This is a genomic window from Pseudomonas frederiksbergensis, from assembly GCF_900105495.1.
Taxonomy (GTDB): Bacteria; Pseudomonadota; Gammaproteobacteria; order Pseudomonadales; family Pseudomonadaceae; genus Aquipseudomonas; species Aquipseudomonas frederiksbergensis.
The window spans coordinates 771,617-789,074 of sequence record NZ_FNTF01000002.1 but is presented as its reverse complement, the minus strand read 5'-3'; the positions used below and the strand labels follow the sequence as shown (position 1 = coordinate 789,074).

At 58.8% G+C, this 17,458-nt stretch carries 13 protein-coding genes; 6 read left to right on the top strand and 7 right to left on the bottom strand.

Annotated elements, in window-relative coordinates:
- Positions 1-84: 84 nt before the first annotated feature.
- From alr to BLW70_RS04280, 4 genes are all read left to right on the top strand, one after another.
- Positions 85-1,158 (top strand): alanine racemase, encoded by a 1,074-nt coding sequence (gene alr / locus BLW70_RS04295; RefSeq protein ID WP_074871932.1) that lies wholly within the window; start codon positions 85-87, stop codon positions 1,156-1,158.
- Positions 1,159-1,283: 125 nt separating this feature from the next.
- On the top strand, positions 1,284-1,832 hold the full coding sequence (locus tag BLW70_RS04290) for a cupin domain-containing protein (RefSeq protein WP_064680419.1): 549 nt from the start codon (positions 1,284-1,286) through the stop codon (positions 1,830-1,832).
- A 168-nt stretch (positions 1,833-2,000) separates the two neighbouring features.
- Positions 2,001-2,426: a c-type cytochrome gene (locus tag BLW70_RS04285; RefSeq protein WP_074871930.1), complete on the top strand. Its 426-nt coding sequence runs from the start codon at positions 2,001-2,003 to the stop codon at positions 2,424-2,426.
- A gap of 134 nt (positions 2,427-2,560) precedes the next feature.
- The gene (locus BLW70_RS04280; protein ID WP_074871928.1) at positions 2,561-4,483 is read left to right on the top strand and encodes an acetyl-CoA hydrolase/transferase C-terminal domain-containing protein; all 1,923 of its coding nucleotides are present in this window, start codon (positions 2,561-2,563) and stop codon (positions 4,481-4,483) included.
- 127 nt (positions 4,484-4,610) lie between these two features.
- Here the strand turns inward: BLW70_RS04280 and BLW70_RS04275 are convergent, their stop codons facing one another.
- Together BLW70_RS04275 and rep are read right to left on the bottom strand one after the other, a co-directional pair.
- Entirely contained in the window at positions 4,611-5,183 is a 573-nt protein-coding gene (locus tag BLW70_RS04275) for a xanthine phosphoribosyltransferase (protein WP_008150200.1), read from the bottom strand.
- 56 nt (positions 5,184-5,239) lie between these two features.
- The gene (gene rep / locus BLW70_RS04270) at positions 5,240-7,249 is read right to left on the bottom strand and encodes a DNA helicase Rep (RefSeq protein WP_074871927.1); all 2,010 of its coding nucleotides are present in this window, start codon (positions 7,247-7,249) and stop codon (positions 5,240-5,242) included.
- Between the two features lie 263 nt (positions 7,250-7,512).
- Here rep and BLW70_RS04265 point away from each other — a divergent pair, with 263 nt between their 5' ends.
- Positions 7,513-9,186, top strand: a complete 1,674-nt coding sequence (locus tag BLW70_RS04265) for a putative bifunctional diguanylate cyclase/phosphodiesterase (protein ID WP_074871925.1) — start codon at positions 7,513-7,515, stop codon at positions 9,184-9,186.
- Positions 9,187-9,313: 127 nt separating this feature from the next.
- Here BLW70_RS04265 and BLW70_RS04260 read toward each other — a convergent pair whose 3' ends face one another.
- Complete coding sequence (locus tag BLW70_RS04260) at positions 9,314-10,711, bottom strand: NorM family multidrug efflux MATE transporter (RefSeq protein WP_074880405.1); 1,398 nt, start codon at positions 10,709-10,711, stop codon at positions 9,314-9,316.
- 158 nt (positions 10,712-10,869) lie between these two features.
- On the opposite strand from BLW70_RS04260, the gene BLW70_RS04255 reads away from it, so the two are divergent.
- Positions 10,870-11,790: a LysR substrate-binding domain-containing protein gene (locus BLW70_RS04255; RefSeq protein WP_046045061.1), complete on the top strand. Its 921-nt coding sequence runs from the start codon at positions 10,870-10,872 to the stop codon at positions 11,788-11,790.
- Between the two features lie 82 nt (positions 11,791-11,872).
- On the opposite strand, the gene BLW70_RS04250 is transcribed toward BLW70_RS04255, so the two are convergent.
- The 4 genes from BLW70_RS04250 to BLW70_RS04235 all read right to left on the bottom strand — a co-directional run bounded on the left by BLW70_RS04250 (position 11,873) and on the right by BLW70_RS04235 (position 17,337).
- The gene (locus tag BLW70_RS04250; RefSeq protein ID WP_074871923.1) at positions 11,873-12,433 is read right to left on the bottom strand and encodes a lipid-binding SYLF domain-containing protein; all 561 of its coding nucleotides are present in this window, start codon (positions 12,431-12,433) and stop codon (positions 11,873-11,875) included.
- A gap of 258 nt (positions 12,434-12,691) precedes the next feature.
- A complete protein-coding gene (locus tag BLW70_RS04245) occupies positions 12,692-14,497 on the bottom strand; it encodes a DAHL domain-containing protein (protein ID WP_074871921.1) in 1,806 nt (601 codons plus the stop codon).
- Positions 14,498-14,725: 228 nt separating this feature from the next.
- On the bottom strand, positions 14,726-16,552 hold the full coding sequence (gene ftsH / locus BLW70_RS04240) for an ATP-dependent zinc metalloprotease FtsH (protein ID WP_074871919.1): 1,827 nt from the start codon (positions 16,550-16,552) through the stop codon (positions 14,726-14,728).
- A gap of 236 nt (positions 16,553-16,788) precedes the next feature.
- Complete coding sequence (locus BLW70_RS04235) at positions 16,789-17,337, bottom strand: Hsp20/alpha crystallin family protein (protein WP_074871917.1); 549 nt, start codon at positions 17,335-17,337, stop codon at positions 16,789-16,791.
- Between the last annotated feature and the right edge of the window lie 121 nt (positions 17,338-17,458).

The following is a 17,458-nucleotide window of genomic DNA, read 5'->3' as shown; positions in this document are numbered from 1 at the left end:
AATCCCTCTCCCGGTGCTAGTGGTGGTGTATGCCGTCAGCCAGCACCGGTTTTTCTTCCCATGACCGCCTAGAAGTCTGCCGCCATGCGTCCAGCCCGTGCCCTGATCGACCTTCAAGCCCTGCGTCACAACTACCAAATCGCCCGTGAAGTCACGGGGGCCAAGGCCCTCGCGGTGATCAAGGCCGATGCCTACGGCCATGGCGCGGTGCGTTGCGCCCAGGCGCTGGAAGCCGAAGCAGACGGTTTCGCCGTAGCCTGTATCGAAGAAGCGTTGGAGCTGCGAGCCGCGGGCATTCGTGCGCCGGTGTTGTTGCTGGAAGGTTTTTTCGAGGCCGATGAACTGTCGCTGATCGTCGAGCATGACTTCTGGTGTGTGGTGCATTCGCTGTGGCAGCTCGAAGCCATCGAGAACGCTGCACTGAGCAAGCCGATCACGGTCTGGCTCAAGCTCGATTCGGGCATGCATCGGGTGGGCTTGCATCCAAAGGATTATCAGGCGGGCTATCAACGGCTGCTGGCCAGCGGCAAGGTGGCGAAGATTGTTCTGATGAGCCACTTCGCCCGGGCCGATGAGCTGCACAGTCAGGCCAGTATCGAGCAGGTCGCGGTGTTCGAAGCGGCGCGTCAGGGCTTGTCGGCCGAGATCAGCCTGGGCAATTCGCCGGCAGTACTCGGTTGGCCGCAGATTCCAAGTGACTGGGTTCGCCCGGGCATCATGCTCTACGGCGCGACTCCGTTTGAAGAAGCCAACGCCGTGGCATCGCGCCTGCAACCGGTGATGACGCTCGAATCGAAAGTGATTTGCGTGCGTGAACTGCCGGCCGGCGAACCGATCGGCTACGGCGCCAAATTCATCACCCAGAAACCGATGCGCGTGGGCGTGGTGGCCATGGGTTATGCCGACGGCTACCCGCGTCAGGCACCGACCGGTACGCCGGTGCTGGTTGCCGGACAGCGCAGCCAGTTGATTGGCCGGGTGTCGATGGACATGCTCTGCATCGACCTGACCGATGTGCCGCAAGCCGGCCTCGGTTCGACTGTCGAGTTGTGGGGCAAAAATATCCTCGCCAGTGACGTAGCGGCCGCCGCGGGCACGATTCCCTACCAGATCTTCTGCAACCTGCGCCGGGTGCCAATGCTCTATTCCGGGGCTTAGGTTAAAGCGCCCCGACCGAAAGTCGCTTCACCGAACAGGATTCAGGCCCAAGTGTTGTAAATACTGAACGCTGTCGCCATGATAACGCTCATATTCCAACAACCTGAATCCCGGAGGCTCCAGCATTGGACGTCGGTGAACGACTGCAATCGATCCGTAAGCTCAAAGGACTTTCCCAGCGTGAACTCGCCAAACGCGCGGGCGTCACCAACAGCACCATTTCGATGATCGAGAAGAACAGCGTCAGCCCCTCGATCAGTTCGCTGAGGAAGGTACTGGGCGGGATTCCCATGTCCATGGTCGAGTTCTTTTCCGAAGAGATCCTGCAGGAAAAACCGACTCAGATCGTCTACAAAGCCAACGAGCTGATCGATATTTCCGATGGTGCAGTGACCATGAAGCTGGTCGGCAGGGCTCACCCAAGCCGGGCCATCGCGTTCCTTAACGAAATCTACCCGCCAGGCGCCGACACCGGCGAAGAGATGCTCACCCATGAGGGCGAGGAAACCGGGATTTTGCTCGAAGGTCGACTCGAACTGGTGGTAGGGCTTGAAACTTTTGTGCTCGAAGCAGGCGACAGCTACTACTTTGAAAGTACAAAACCGCACCGTTTCCGTAATCCGTTCGATGCGCCAGCGCGACTAATCAGCGCAGCTACTCCAGCGAATTTCTAAGAAAGAGGCGTCCGGCAAGCATTGCGCAGGGGCCCGAGTCGTTTTTCCGCCACGTATAAGACCCCTCCGACTTTAGGGTTGTTTCAGTGTGGCGGGCTTATCGTTATACTTGCGCCCGCCTGCGAACCGTGGCCGTGGGCGTGACTAGCCACCATTGAGGGTGAACGCGTGAATCTAATTATGAAAATGCTGGCCGTACCAGCAACCGTATTGGCCCTTTGGGCAGTCAGCGCACAAGCTGCGACCAACGACGATATTGCCAAACGCCTTGAGCCAGTCGGCCAGGTTTGCGTTCAGGGTAAAGAGTGCAAGGGGATGGAAGTTGCTGCGTCTGCGGGTGGTGGAGATGCCAAGACCCCTGACTCAGTGATTGCAAAACATTGCAACGCTTGCCACAGCACTGGCCTGTTGGGCGCGCCGAAAATCGGTGATGCCGCAGCGTGGGGCGAGCGCGCCAAGAAAGAAGGCGGCCTCGATGGTCTGCTGGCGAAAGCCATCTCCGGCATCAATGCAATGCCTCCAAAAGGCACCTGCGCCGATTGCTCTGATGCCGACCTCAAGGGCGCCATCCAGAAGATGTCCGGCCTGAAATAAGCCTTCATCTTCATCAAAAAGCCGCTTTCGAGCGGCTTTTTTGTAGCTGCGATTTACGCCCGAGGCTGTTCATTGCAGCAAAGACCCGGCAAGCTCGGTCCAACCCCAATTCACGGAATGTAAGGGAGGATCAGATGGTGCAGCTGTGTTCTATCGAGCAAGCGGTCGATGATGTCTTGGCACGGTTGCCGGCGCATATCCACATGGGCCTGCCCCTCGGTCTGGGCAAACCCAACCACTTCGTCAACGCGCTGTTCCAACGCATCGCGCAATTGCCCGAGCGGCAGCTGACGATCTACACAGCCCTGTGCCTGGGCCGTCCTCCCTTGGGCGACGGTTTGCAAAAGCGCTTTCTCGAACCCTTCATCGAGCGGGTTTTTGGCGATTATCCTGAACTGGACTTCCTCGCCGACCTGCATCGTGACAGCCTGCCGCCCAACATTCATATTCAGCAATTCTTCATGCAGCCCGGCAGCCTGCTCCACAGCGCCCAGGCCCAGCAGGATTACGTGAGCAGCAATTACAGCCACGCTGCTCGGGATATCAACGCCGCCGGGTTGAACCTGGTGGCGCAATTGGTCGCCAGCCACAGTGAGCACCCCGACCGCCTGAGCCTGAGCTGCAACCCGGACATCACCCTCGACCTGTTCCCCATGATCGCCAAGCGTCGGGCGGCGGGGGAGACAATCCTGTTGGTGGGCCAGGTGCACAACGATTTGCCGTACATGCCGGGCGATGCCGAAATCGCTATCGACACGTTCGACCTGCTGATCGACAAGAAGGACAGCACCACGCTGTTCTCCACGCCGAACATGCCGGTGGGGTTTCAGGATCACTTCATTGGGCTGCACGCCAGCACGTTGGTGCGCGACGGCGGCACCTTGCAGATCGGCATCGGCGCCATGGGTGATGCCCTGACCGCTGCGTTGCTGGCGCGGCAGGCCGACAATGACGGTTACAAGGCGTTGCTGGCGGAGGTGAATCTCAGTCAGTGGGCGCAACTCATCGACCGCGAAGGCGGCGTCGAGCCTTTCGCCAAGGGCCTTTACGGTTGCAGCGAAATGTTCGTCAACGGCTTGCTGGTGCTGGCTGACGCCGGGATCGTGCGGCGCAAGGTCTACCCCGATGTACCGACCCAGCAACAGGCGAATGCCGGCACGCTGGATGAAGCCGCGCAGACTGACGGCATTTCGGTGCATGGCGGTTTCTTCCTTGGGCCGCGCAGTTTCTATGAACGCCTGCGCGAGTTGCCGCAGAGCAAGCGGCTCGAATTCAACATGACCCGTATCAGCTACATCAACGAGCTTTTCGGCCAGGAAGAACTCAAACGCCTGCAGCGCCTCGATGCGCGTTTCATCAACACCGTGTTCACCATGACCCTGCTGGGTGCCGGCGTCGCCGATCAGCTCGAAGACGGGCGAGTACTCAGCGGTGTCGGCGGGCAGTACAACTTCGTTGCGCAAGGCCATGCACTGGAAGGGGCGCGCTCGGTGTTGCTGCTGCGCAGTTGGCGCGAATCGGGCGGTGAGGTCAGTTCGAACATCGTCTGGGAGTACGGCCATTGCACGATCCCGCGACACCTGCGAGACATTGTGGTCACCGAGTACGGCATCGCCGACCTGCGGGGCAAGACCGATGCGGCGGTGATCGAGGCGTTGCTGAATATCAGTGACTCACGTTTCCAGCCGGGATTGATCGAACAGGCTCAGGCAGTCGGCAAGTTGCCGAAGAATTTCCGCCTTGATCCACGCTTTGCTGACAACAGCCCGCAGCGCTTGCAGGCCATTCAGGCGCGGCATCCGCAGTTGTTCCCGGAATATCCGTTGGGCTGTGATTTCACCGCTGAGGAGAAGGATCTGTTGCGGGCGCTGAACTGGCTGAAGAGCAAGTTCAAGCTCACGGAAATTCTGGAACTGGGCAAGGCAGCGCTGGATGCGCCGGAGCCTTCATCGTTTCCCGAACATCTGGAGCGCATGCAGCTGACCAACCCGCAAGGGCTGAAAGAGGATTTGTTTCAACGGCTACTGCTCACCGGCCTGAAGGCCACTGCGCAGTAACAGTCACCACAAAAAACTGTGGGAGCGGGCTTGCCCGCGATGGCGGTGGAACAGCCAACATCAATGTTGAATGTTATGACCTCATCGCGGGCAAGCCCGCTCCCACAGGTTCGGTGATGCAGAGGGCTTATTCGATGAAGGTCACGACGCCGCCAGCCAGCGACTGAACGCGGGCCAGGGATTCAACGCGATAACCCTGGGCATCCAGTTCCGCACGGCCGCCCTGGAACGACTTCTCGATCACGATACCCAAACCAGCAACCGTCGCGCCGGCCTGTTTGATGATCGAGATCAGCGCTTGCGACGCCTTACCGTTGGCCAAAAAGTCATCAATGATCAGCACGCGGTCGCTGCTGGTCAGGTGGCGCGGGGAGATCGCCACGGTGCTTTCGGTCTGCTTGGTGAACGAGTAAACGGTCGCCGACAGCAGGTTTTCGGTCAGGGTCAGGGATTGATGCTTGCGCGCAAAAATCACCGGCACGCCAAGGTTCAGACCGGTCATGATTGCCGGCGCGATGCCCGAGGCTTCGATGGTGACGATCTTGGTGATGCCCGAATCCTTGAACAGCGAGGCGAATTCGTCGCCGATCAGCTTCATCAGGGCCGGGTCGATCTGGTGGTTCAGAAAGGCGTCGACTTTCAGGACTTGGTCGGAAAGCACGATGCCTTCTTCGCGAATTTTCTTGTGCAGTGCTTCCATGAAGCTTTCCTCTAAGGACGGCTATGCGCCTAAGGCTGGTTAAAAAGTAGTCGATTTTAGCGCTTTAACATCGCGCGTATGTCCGCCAATGCGGTATTGCCGCGAACGGCTTTGACTTCAACGGGTGTGTCGTCGGTGCCTTCCCAGGCCAGGTCGTCCGGTGGCAGCTCATCGAGGAAGCGGCTCGGCGCGCAATCGATGATCTCGCCGTATTGCTTACGCTTGGCGGCGAAGGTGAAGGCCAGCGTCTGACGCGCCCGGGTAATTCCGACGTAGGCCAGGCGGCGTTCTTCTTCGATGGTGTCGGCTTCGATGCTGGAGCGGTGCGGAAGGATTTCCTCTTCCATGCCCATGATGAACACGTAGGGGAATTCCAGGCCCTTGGAGGCGTGAAGGGTCATCATCTGCACACCTTCGGCGCCGTCTTCCTCTTCCTGCTGACGTTCCAGCATGTCGCGCAGGACGAGTTTGCCGATGGCGTCTTCGACGGTCATCTCGCCTTCTTCGTCTTTTTCGAGGGTGTTCTTCAGCGCCTCGATCAGGAACCAGACGTTACCCATGCGGTAATCGGCGGCCTTGTCGCTGGAGCTGTTGGTGCGCAGCCAGTTCTCGTAGTCGATGTCCATGACCATGCTGCGTAGCGCCGAGATCGGGTCTTCGCCGGCGCATTGCTCGCGGACCTTGTCCATGAAGCGCTTGAAGCGCGACAGGCGATCGGTGAAGCGCGTGTCCAGATGCTCGCCCAGACCGATTTCGTCGGTGGCGGCGTACATCGAGATTTTGCGTTCGGTGGCGTAGTTGCCCAGCTTTTCCAAGGTGGTCGAACCGATCTCCCGGCGTGGGACGTTGATCACCCGCAGGAAGGCGTTGTCGTCGTCCGGGTTCACGATCAGGCGGAAGTAGGCCATCAGGTCTTTCACTTCCTGACGTCCGAAAAAGCTGTTGCCGCCGGACAGGCGATACGGAATCTGGTGGTGTTGCAGCTTCAGCTCGATCAGCTTGGCCTGGTAGTTGCCGCGATACAGGATCGCGAAATCACTGTAAGGCCGGTCCGTGCGCAAGTGCAGGGTCAGCAATTCCACGGCCACACGCTCGGCTTCGGCGTCTTCGTTGCGGCAACGGATTACGCGAATCTCGTCGCCGTGGCCCATCTCGCTCCACAACTGCTTTTCGAATTCGTGCGGGTTGTTCGAGATCAACACGTTGGCACAGCGCAAAATGCGGCTGGTGGAGCGGTAGTTTTGCTCCAGCATCACCACTTTCAGGGACGGGTAATCGTCCTTGAGCAGCATCAGGTTTTCCGGTCGCGCGCCGCGCCAGGCGTAGATCGACTGGTCGTCATCGCCGACCACGGTGAACTGGTTGCGCGTACCGATCAGCAACTTCACCAGCAAATACTGGCTGGCGTTCGTGTCCTGGTATTCGTCCACCAGCAGGTAGCGGACTTTGTTCTGCCATTTTTCGAGGATGTCGGCGTGTTCCTGGAACAGCTTCACCGGCAGCAGGATCAGGTCGTCGAAGTCCACCGCGTTGAACGCCTTGAGCGTGCGCTGATAGTGGGTGTAGACGATGGCGGCGGTCTGTTCCTTGGGGTTGCGCGCGTTTTCCAGGGCTTCGGGCGGCAGGATCAGGTCGTTTTTCCACGAGCCGATCATGTTCTTGATCTCGTCGACGCCGTCGTCGCCCGAGTATTCCTTCTGCATGATGTCGGTCATCAAGGCTTTGACATCGGTCTCGTCGAAGATCGAGAACCCCGGCTTGTAGCCCAGCCGCACGTGTTCCTTGCGGATGATGTTCAGGCCCAGATTGTGGAAGGTGCAGACCGTCAGGCCGCGGCCTTCGCCGCCCTTGAGCAAGGTGCCGACCCGTTCCTTCATTTCGCGCGCAGCCTTGTTGGTAAAGGTCATGGCGACGATGTACTGGGCGCGGATGCCGCAATTCTGGATCAAGTGGGCGATCTTGCGGGTGATCACGCTGGTCTTGCCGGAGCCTGCACCGGCGAGCACCAAAAGAGGGCCGCCGACGTAGTTCACGGCTTCTTGCTGCCGGGGATTGAGTCGGGACATACGAAATCAGGGAGTCGTTTGCGAAATGGGCCGGCATTTTAACAGGCTCAGCGAATTGTGCTGCTCTCTCCGACTTGTGACGCAGCACGCTATCTATATTTGCCGGTTTTGATACTTTCACGCAGGATGCGCGTTGAATGTGCGTCTATTGTTCGTTATTCAAGATACAAAGCCGCGTTTGATAACCGGGGTCATTTGGTCATTGGTTACCGGCGCTGCATAATGCCCGCCGCCTACATCTTTGCAGAGTCTAGGGAGCTAGCTTGTCTACGCCTGTCGAACCCTTGCGTTTGCTGCTACTGGCCGAAGAGCCAGCGTGGGCAGCGTTGTTGCGCGAGTGTCTGGCTCCGATGGGGAGCTCGACCGTGCTCATCAGCGCTCCGGGCTGGGAGTCAGTCAGCAGTCTGTTCGATGACAACCGCAACGCGGTGTTGTTGACGATTCCAGCGCTTCAACCTTTACCTGGCCGTTGCAGCCTGCCGACGGTATTGCTACTCGAACATGAGCCGCTGTTGCCGCCCGATGGTGTGAGTGACTGGCTGGTGCGCGATTTGCTCGATCCCGGCATGTTGCGCCGGTGCCTGCGGCATGTGCGCGAACGTGGCCTGCTGGAAAACACCCTGCAGCGCCTGGCCGAGCAAGACCCGCTGACCGGCATCGCCAACCGCCAGGGTTTCCAGACCTTGCTGGCGGCACGCCTGGCGGAAAACGACGGTCGCGGCCTGGCCCTCGGTCACCTCGACCTCGACAACTTTCGCCACGCCAACGACGCCCTCGGCCACCAGGCCGGTGACCGGCTGATCCTGCAAGTGGTCGCGCGGCTGAAAAGCCAGCTTGAGGCCAGCGATCAGTTGGCCCGACTGGGCAGCGATGAGTTCGCCCTGCTGATCGACACCCGTCGCGCGCCTCAGCGCGCCGAATGGATGGCCGAACGGATCACCGAAGCGCTGGCCGAGCCTTACTGGGTCGACGGCGAAAGCCTGTTGATCGGCTCCAGCCTCGGCATTGCCCACGCCCGAGCCCAGGCCGGCGCCGACCCGCTGATGTGGCACGCACACATCGCCATGCAACAGGCCAAAAGCACTCAAGGCTGTACCTTTCACATCTTCAACGAACGCATCAATCGCAATGCCCGCAGCATGGCCGACCTCGAAAGCGAGCTGCGCCGGGCGTTGCGCCGGGATGAGCTGGAACTGCATTACCAGCCTCGCCTGAACCTTGATGACGGGCAGATCGTCGGCCTCGAAGCCTTGGTGCGCTGGCGTCATGGCGAGCGCGGCTTGCTGCCACCCAGCGAGTTCGTGCCGCTGGCCGAGCAAAGCGGCTTGATTGTGCCGCTGGGTTACTGGGTTATTTCCCGGGCCTTGCGCGACATGCAAGCGTTGCGCGAACGGGGTTTGCCGGCGTTGCACATGGCGATCAACCTGTCGTTCCGGCAGTTTCAGGACAGCCAGTTACTCTCGACACTGAGTCGGCTGATTGCCGAGCGCGGTGTCGAGGCGCAATGGCTGGAGTTCGAATTGACCGAAACCGCGGTGATGCGCCGCAGCGATCTGGTGAAGCAGACCATGGATGCGTTGGGACGTCTGGGTGTGCGCTTCTCCCTCGACGACTTCGGCACCGGGTTCTCTTCGTTCGTGCACCTCAACAGCCTGCCGATTACCTTGCTGAAGATCGACAAGAGCTTTGTCGGCGGCATGGAACAGCGTGAAGAGAATCGCAAACTGGTCCACGCAATGATCAATCTGGCGCACAACCTCAATCTTGAAGTGGTCGCCGAAGGCGTGGAAACGCCGGAGCAACTGGATCTGTTGCGCGGGTTTGGCTGCGATCAGGTGCAGGGATATCTGATCAGCAAGCCGTTGCCGCTGGCGGAGCTGGTTGAGTACCTGACGTTCGGTAGCAATCAGCAAACCGCCCTGGAAGTCGTGAACTAACCCAATACCCCTGTAGGAGTGAGCCTGCTCGCGATAGCGGTGTATCAGTCAACATCGTTGTTAACTGACACACCGCTATCGCGAGCAGGCTCACTCCCACAGGGGATCTCGGTTTCCACAGGGGTTCTCAGTCAGGCTGGGCGACCGGGAAACTATTCCGCAGCGCAGGTTCCTGCCTGATCATCCGCTTCATCTTCCACTCAAACGCCCACGTCAGGCTCACCGCCGCGCACGCCAATCCCAGCGCCAATCCCCACCAGACGCCTGTCGGTCCCCAATTCAAATGGAAGGCCATCCACCAGGCAGCCGGCGCGCCAATCAGCCAATAGCAGCCCAAACCCACGAGAAACGTGGTCTTGGCATCCTTGAGCCCGCGAATGCAGCCCATGGCGATGGTTTGCGTGCCGTCGAACAGCTCGAACCACGCGGCGACCGCCAACAGGCTCACGGCCAGGTTGATGACGTCACGGAACGCCGGATCGTTGTGGTCCAGGAACAAACCGATCAACTGATTCGGCAGCAACCAGAAGACCATGGCGAAGGCAATCATCGCCGCCGCGCCAAAAGCAATGCCGACCCGCCCGGCCAGCCGTGCGCTTAACAACTGCCCGGCGCCGTAGTGCTGCCCGATGCGCATGGTGATCGCATAGGAAATCCCCGCCGGAACCATGAACGCCACCGAGACGATTTGCAGGGCGATCTGGTGTGCGCCCATTTGCGTACTGCCCATGGTGCCCATGCACAGCGCGGCGAACGCAAACAGTCCGACTTCCACTGCGTAGGTGCCGCCAATCGGCAAGCCCAAGCGCCACAGTTCCTTCAGATACTGACGGTCAGGCCGCGACAAGCCCTGACGCAAGGGATAAGCGTCGTAAGCCGGATGCCGATGGATGTGCCAGGCCAGCGCCAGCGCCATGCAGTTGGCGACGATAGCGGTGACCAGCCCGATGCCCATCAGCCCCAGTTTCGGCAGGCCGAACATGCCGGTAATCAATGCGTAATTGAGCAGGAAGTTGGCCACTGTGCCGCCGAGGCTGATGACCATCACCGGTGTTGCCCGGCCGATGGCGCTGGTGAAGCCGCGCAAGGCCATGAAGCTCAGGTAGCCGGGCAGGGCGAACGGCAGGATCAACAGGAACTGCCCGGCCGCGTGGACGTTGGTTTCGGTCTGGCCGAACAGCAGCAACACCGGTTTGAGGTTCCACAGCAGCAGCCCGGCCACCAGCGCCATCAACCACGCCAGCCATAACCCGGCCTGGGTCAGCCTGGCGGCGCCGACGATGTCGCCGGCACCCTGACGGATCGCCACGAGGGTGCCGACCGCGGCGATCACGCCAATGCAGAAGATCGACACGAACGAGTAAGTCGCTGCGCCCAGGCCGCCACCGGCCAGCGCTTCGGGACTCAGGCGCGCCATCATCAAGGTGTCGGTGAGGACCATCAGCATGTGCGCCAACTGCGAGGCAATCAACGGCCCCGCCAGCCGCAGGATGGCCCAGAGTTCGGTACGTGCTGGATGCTGCATGGTCATCACGCTCGATAATTGAAGAGGGACAGAAAGCGTCGATTCTCGGCGCTCTACGGGGTTTGCACAAAGGGATAAAAAGGATGGGTGGCATGATTCAAACTCATGCTGGAGAGTTTCTGCTAGGGTGATCGAATCCCGCTATAGGAGCTTTCCGAATGTCCCGTCGTCTTCCTCCCTTGTATGCCCTGCGCGCATTCGAAGCGGCGGCGCGGCACAGTTCGTTTACCCGTGCGGCCGAAGAACTGTCGATCACCCAAAGCGCGGTTAGCCGACACATTCGTACGCTCGAAGAGCATTTTGCCTGTCGGCTGTTTCACCGTAGCGGACGCAATCTGCAACTGACCGAGTCGGCGCGGCTGATCCTGCCCGGCATTCGCGAAGGCTTCACCGCCCTGGAGCGGGCCTGCAATACCTTGCGCGCCGAAGATGACATCCTGCGCATGAAAGCGCCGTCGACCCTGACCATGCGCTGGTTGCTGGCACGGCTCAGCCGCTTTCGGCACTTGCAACCGGGCAACGAGGTGCAATTGACCAGCGCGTGGATGGACGTCGATTCGGTGGACTTCAACCATGAGCCGTTCGACTGCGCCGTCATCCTCAGCAACGGAAATTTCCCACCGGACTGGGAGGCGAGTTTCCTGTTCCCGGAAGAGCTTATTCCAGTCGGTGCGCCGAATCTTCTGCAGGATCAACCGTGGGATGTCGCACGGCTGGCCAATGCCGAACTGCTGCACCCGACTCCGGATCGCCGCGACTGGCGCAGTTGGCTGGAACGCATGGGGCTGGCGGATCAGGTATCGCTCAAGGGCGGGCAGGTGTTCGACACGCTGGAACTGGGCATGATCGCCGCTGCCCGAGGGTATGGCGTGTCCATGGGCGATCTGCTGATGGTGGCGGAAGATGTGGCTCAGGGACGTCTGAGCCTGCCGTGGCCGACGGCCGTCGCCAGCGGTGAGAAATATTACCTGGTCTGGCCGAAAACCCGCCCCGGAGGTGAACGTTTACGCAGGCTCAGCGACTTCCTGCAAGGCGAAGCCCGAGCAATGGAATTGCCCGACGTTCAACATTTGGGCTGAATAGATGGCCGCTGCAATGACGGCCTCGAGCTCTATGCCCGCACTTTTGGTACTGGCGCGTCCATGCGCCAGACGACCGTTTTCAGCGCTTGATCAGGGAAATCTTGGTGCCCTCGATGCTGATCCCGGCCATTAACCCCTGTTGGTCGAAAATGAATGCGTAGGCATCGTCCTTCACTGTCGTGCTGGACAGATTCTTCGCCACCCCTTCATCAACCAATACAACGGTGGGCCCTACGCCGACTTCCCAACCCTTGGTTTGACGCAGATAGTCCACGGCTTTGTCGGTCATCAGGAAAACCGCATAGCCATACGACTGGGCGCCTGCCTGCAGTCCCCAGGACCCGGTTACGGAGTTGTAATAGTTCTCTACTTGCGAGCCTTTCATCAGCACGCCTTCACCATAGCTGCCACCAAACACAAGGCCGGCCTTGATGATTTTCGGGAAGACAAGAATCGCTTTGGCATTCTGCGAAATGTTTTTGGCAACGGGTGAGGCCTTGTAAAGCGTTTGCAACGCTTGCTTGGAATCGGCATTCAGGTCCTCGGCGGTTGCCGCACCTGCAGTGTTGAGGAGGCTCGCTGATGCCAATGATGCTGTCGCGAGGAAGATCGATAGGAAGAAGCGCATTGACTGAGTCATGTTAGTACTCCGATACGGGAGCATTGGATGTCAGCAGTCAGCACTTGCCCCTCGGAACGATCCGAGCCTGCTGAAACTATCCGGCGCACCCTAAAGTATGTGAGCTACTGACTTCGCCCTTGAATGAGGCCTTTGAACATTGGCGACGTCATCACCTGCTTTGACCTCTGGGTATCAGCCGGGTTCGTTGTCACCCACGACGATGGAATCAGATTTCGGATTGGACCCTCTTCGCGAGCAAGCCCACACGGACTGCGCTTAACTGACTGGCACATCAACAGTCTGCGACGCATGCGCCGTCTCCAGCGGAATCTCCAGGGTGAAAACCGCTCCGTGGCCTGGCCCATCGCTATGCACGCGAAGATGCCCGTTCATTTCTACCGCCGCCAGCGCACAACTGTGCAGGCCAAAACCATGGCCTTCCTTACGTGTGGTGAAGCCGTGATTAAAGATGCGGGTGATGTTCTCGGCAGCGATCCCTTCGCCCTGGTCTTCCACGCTGAGGCGCAGTGTTGCGTTATCGACAATCTTGACGCCCAGTATCATCTGGCGCTGACGATCGCTGATCTTGGACATTGCATATTTGGCATTGCTGATCAGGTTGATCAGGATCAACAGCAGTCGGTGTTTGTCGCCGATGATCGTCGGCGTGTCCTGGTAGTTCTTGGTGACAACGACATGATGGCGACTCAACGCACCGGAATTCATGCGTAGCGCGTCCTCGAACAGATCGACGACGTTCAACGGCTCGACCAGCCTGGCGGCGCCGGCATAGGCCTGTTGGGTGGAAACAATGTCCTTGATGTGATCGATGCTTTTGGTGAGTTGTGATAGTTCGTCAACGATGCTCGATTGTTCGGTCGCGATGGAGTCGACCAGTTGATTGAAGTAACCGCGCAGCAGTTTGCCTTTTTCATCGAAGGTCATGAATTGCCCCAGGTCGTCGGCATGCTCGTTCATCATGTTTACCGCTTTACCCAGGCCCAGGGTTTTGCTGACCGCTATTTTTCGGGTGATTAAATCTGCCGATACGTTAACGCTGTTCAGCACATTGCCGACGTTGTGCAACACATTGGTGGCGATCTCAGCCATGCCGGCCATTCGCGCGGCATCGACCAATTCGCGCTCGGCTTCGATCAACTCGCGGGTGCGTTCCTCGACGCGTTGCTCCAATCGCTCGTTTGCCGTTTGCAATTCATTGTTCATTTTGTTGATCAGGGCATAACTGCGAATCAGGCGGCCGGCCAGATACAACAACAGCAGCGCCATGATGCCGGCGCATATTCCGAGATAAAGGTGATATTGGCGGTCTGTCGCGCCGGTGCGCCGTTGTGTCTCGTTCAATAATTCGTTGATGCTGTCCAGTTGCTGCGCGACCGGAATCACACTGATGCGATCAAGCAGATCATTGACGATAGGCTGCTCTCGAACGATGGCGTTTACATGCTCGACAAATGCAGTAAAAGGCTGGCGCCGATCAAGTGGCAGCTGGTCGATGAATTCGTTGAGTTCGTTCAGTTGATGGGCGATTTCGTCGGCTTTGTCACGGGATACATAGAGGGCGTACTCGAGGGTTGCCAGTGTGAGATCGAATACGGTTGAGGCGGCAGTTACATCCTGAGCGTTGTCGTCCAGTAATGCCTGAATGTCATCTTCCTGTTCAGGCAGGGCATCCAGTGAAGTGCGCAATACCGTGTTGTGTTGTTTGAATTGCTCGACCAATCGGGTTTTGTTTTCCACCGCATCCAGATAACCCTGGCGTCGGGATTGCCAAAGGGTCGAAAGCGGGCCCGTAGCGTTGAGGTCGTCGAGCTTCTGCCATCGTTGCTCTGCTTCAGGATGCGCTACCAGAAGCAGATTGTTGTTCATGCCGATCTTTGCTCTCAGGATCTTCACGTTCCAGTTGGCATCGAACTGTTTGAGTTGGCGAACGAAGTCGCGCGACTCGAAGTAGGTCGATGTGTCGTAGGTATAGGATTTGATCAGCAAAAATATCAGTACGCTGAAAAGGGTCAGCGTAATGGCGCCCAGGGCAGTCCATTTGTAATGATTGGAAAGCTTCATTGCGGCAGTTCTCCCTGGGCCTTCTTGAAAGAGAGGGATTGCCGACGGTTAATGATTTCCATTTTTGCGCTCCCTGCAAAATGGCGATAGTCACCACAATGTTTGTAAGCCTAGCGTTGTTGGCGGACATCGTTGATAAATACACCGAATGCACTATCGCTATCTGCACCGCTATCGTGTCAATCAGGCTCGTCGCGCTTGTTGCGCCGTCCACGATTGATCGGCGCGTCACGGTCGCGGTAATGCCGGGGCTGGCTTTAACGGCAGCAGAGGCGGGAATTCCTCCGGCGTGAGGGTTTCCTTTTCCAGCAACAGGCGGGCCCCCTCATCCAGGTCGGCCCGGCGACTCTCCAGCAATGCCTTGGCCCGTTGGTAGGCTTCATCGAGCAGGGCGCGGATACCCAGGTCGATTTCCCGGGCGGTCTGTTCCGAATAATCCTTCTCGCCCACCGTGGCCATGCGGTCTCCCAGGTACGTTGCGTTTTGCCGCTCCAGCACCGATTGTCCGAGTTCAGTGCTCATGCCGAACCGGGTGATCAATTGGCGGGCGATATCGGTCGCGCGGACCAGATCATCGGCGGCCCCGGTGGAGATCTGGCCATAGACCAGATCTTCGGCGGCGCGCCCGGCCATCAGCACGACAATCCGGTCCTTGAGGGTCTGGCAACTGATCAGGAAGTGATCCTCGGTCGGTCGTTGCAGGGTATAGCCGAGCGAGCCGATGGCACGGGGCACAATCGACACTTTATGCACAGGGTCCATTGCCGGCAGCGTGCTGGCGGCCAGGGCATGCCCCATTTCGTGATAGGCCACCACTCGGCGCTCGTCGGCATCGAGCAGGCTGCTCTTGCGTTCGAGCCCCGCGATGAGACGTTCTACCGCGGCGGTGAAATCGTTCAGGCTGACCGCTTCAGCGCCACGTCGGGTGGCGACGATGGCCGCCTCGTTAACCAGATTGGCCAGGTCGGCGCCGGTGAAACCGGTGGTGATCTCGGCGATACGTGCGCCATCGAGCCCTGACTCCACGATGACTTTCTTGAGATGAACCTTGAGGATTGCTTCCCGGCCTTTGCGGTCGGGGCGGTCGATCAGAATCTGCCGATCGAAGCGCCCGGCCCGCAACAACGCCGGATCAAGGACCTCCGGACGGTTGGTCGCGGCCAGCAACACCACGCCCTCGCGGGGATCGAAGCCATCCAGCTCGGCCAGTAACTGGTTGAGGGTCTGTTCTTTTTCGTCATTGCCGCCCAGCGTACCGACGCCGCGCATCTTGCCCAGCGCATCGAGTTCATCGATGAAGATGATGCAGGGTGCTGCCTGTCGTGCCTGTTCGAAGAGGTCGCGGACCCGGGCGGCACCGACCCCGACGAACATCTCGACGAACTCGGAGCCGGAGATCGAGAAAAACGGCACACCGGCTTCACCGGCGATGGCTTTGGCCACCAGCGTCTTGCCGGTGCCGGGCGGGCCGACCAGCAAGGTGCCCTTGGGAATGTGTGCGCCCAGGCGTTCGTATCGGGCCGTGTCCTTGAGAAACGAGACGATTTCCACCAGCTCGGCCTTGGCTTCGTCGATGCCTGCGACATCGGCGAAGGTCACGCCAGTGTCGCGTTCGACAAACACCTTGGCCCGGGATTTACCGACATTCATCAAACCGCCAAGACCTTGTTTGTCCACCATCCCGCGAAACAGAAAATTCCAGAACACCATGATCAGGACAAAGGGCAACAGCCAGCCCAACAGGCTGCTCATAAAGGTGTTTTCGATGATTCCGGTAAAACTGGCGCCTGATTGAGAGAGTTCTGTCGCCAGCGCCGGATCGACCCGCACGGTGGAGAACCGATCGCGTCCGTTGATGGGCTCTTGCAACTTGCCGCTGATCTGATCCTTGTTGACCTGCAAATCACTGACTTTTTGCTCGTTCAGTAATTGCAGAAACTGGCTGTACGGGAGGGGCTGCACTGCCTGACGCTCGCCAAAGAAAATCTGCATGAGGCTCAGCACGATAAAAGCGATCGCGAAGTAGGACAGATTCCACTGCTCATTCTTTTTCATGGCCTTGGCTCAGCATCAGCATGAGAACGCAGGGTCGTCAAAAACGAGCCACGCACGCCTGATGCTGGTTTAACACTTGAACCTGTGGGAGCGAGCAGGCTCGCTCCCACAGGTTTATGCACATCAACTGACTGGCATTAAACCGCGCCCGCCCGGTTATTTTTAGACCCCATCAAAAAAGCCCCGTGCCGGCTTCCCGACAAGGGGCTTTTCTGGCGTGAAGGGTTGTCTCGAATTCAACCGGATTTGATTTGCACCTTTTTGTCCGCTTTCATCGCTTCGGGCTTTTTCGGCAGCGAAATACTCAGTACGCCATTGCTGAATGTGGCTTCGATCTTGTCGCCGTCGACACCTTTTGGCAGGCTGAATGCTCGCTCGAAGGCGCCATAGTGACGCTCTGACAGGTGATAGCCCTTTCTTTTTTCTTCCTTGTCCTCCTTCTTTTCACCCTTGATGATCAAATTGCCGTTGGACAATTTGATGTCGATATTTTCCTGGTCCATGCCTGGCAATTCAGCGGTGATTTCGAAGCTTTCATCTTTCTCGGTAATGTCCACCGCAGGCAGGCTGCGGCCGATAAATTCCCGACTCCAGAACGGTTCGACATCGAACAGCCCTCGCCGGAAAGGCGTCAGCCCCGAGCCACGATTGAAGTCTTCGAACAGGTGATCGACCTGCTGGCGCAGTTTTTCCAGAGGACGCCAAGGGTCTGATGTAGCCGTCGGTTGCTGACTGGTTTTTTCATCGTCGGTCTGTACCGGCATTTTCTTCTCGAAATTGGCCATTTTTCATTCCTCCTATCGAGTACTGCGGTGGGCCGGGAACAACTCGGAGGCCGGTCCACCACGACAAATTCAGGCCTTGCCCTGAAAGATTAGTATTCCTGCGACCGCCAGACCGACCAAC

Excerpts from the sequence above, each read along its gene's own strand:
- BLW70_RS04275 (WP_008150200.1), bottom strand. The coding sequence starts at position 5,183 with ATGGAAGCACTGCACAAGAAAATTCGCGAAGAAGGCATCGTGCTTTCC.
- BLW70_RS04245 (WP_074871921.1), bottom strand. The coding sequence starts at position 14,497 with ATGAAGCTTTCCAATCATTACAAATGGACTGCCCTGGGCGCCATTACG.
- BLW70_RS04280 (WP_074871928.1), top strand. The coding sequence starts at position 2,561 with ATGGTGCAGCTGTGTTCTATCGAGCAAGCGGTCGATGATGTCTTGGCA.
- BLW70_RS04255 (WP_046045061.1), top strand. The coding sequence starts at position 10,870 with ATGTCCCGTCGTCTTCCTCCCTTGTATGCCCTGCGCGCATTCGAAGCG.
- alr (WP_074871932.1), top strand. The coding sequence starts at position 85 with ATGCGTCCAGCCCGTGCCCTGATCGACCTTCAAGCCCTGCGTCACAAC.
- BLW70_RS04250 (WP_074871923.1), bottom strand. The coding sequence starts at position 12,433 with ATGACTCAGTCAATGCGCTTCTTCCTATCGATCTTCCTCGCGACAGCA.
- ftsH (WP_074871919.1), bottom strand. The coding sequence starts at position 16,552 with ATGAAAAAGAATGAGCAGTGGAATCTGTCCTACTTCGCGATCGCTTTT.
- BLW70_RS04235 (WP_074871917.1), bottom strand. The coding sequence starts at position 17,337 with ATGGCCAATTTCGAGAAGAAAATGCCGGTACAGACCGACGATGAAAAA.
- rep (WP_074871927.1), bottom strand. The coding sequence starts at position 7,249 with ATGTCCCGACTCAATCCCCGGCAGCAAGAAGCCGTGAACTACGTCGGC.
- BLW70_RS04260 (WP_074880405.1), bottom strand. The coding sequence starts at position 10,711 with ATGCAGCATCCAGCACGTACCGAACTCTGGGCCATCCTGCGGCTGGCG.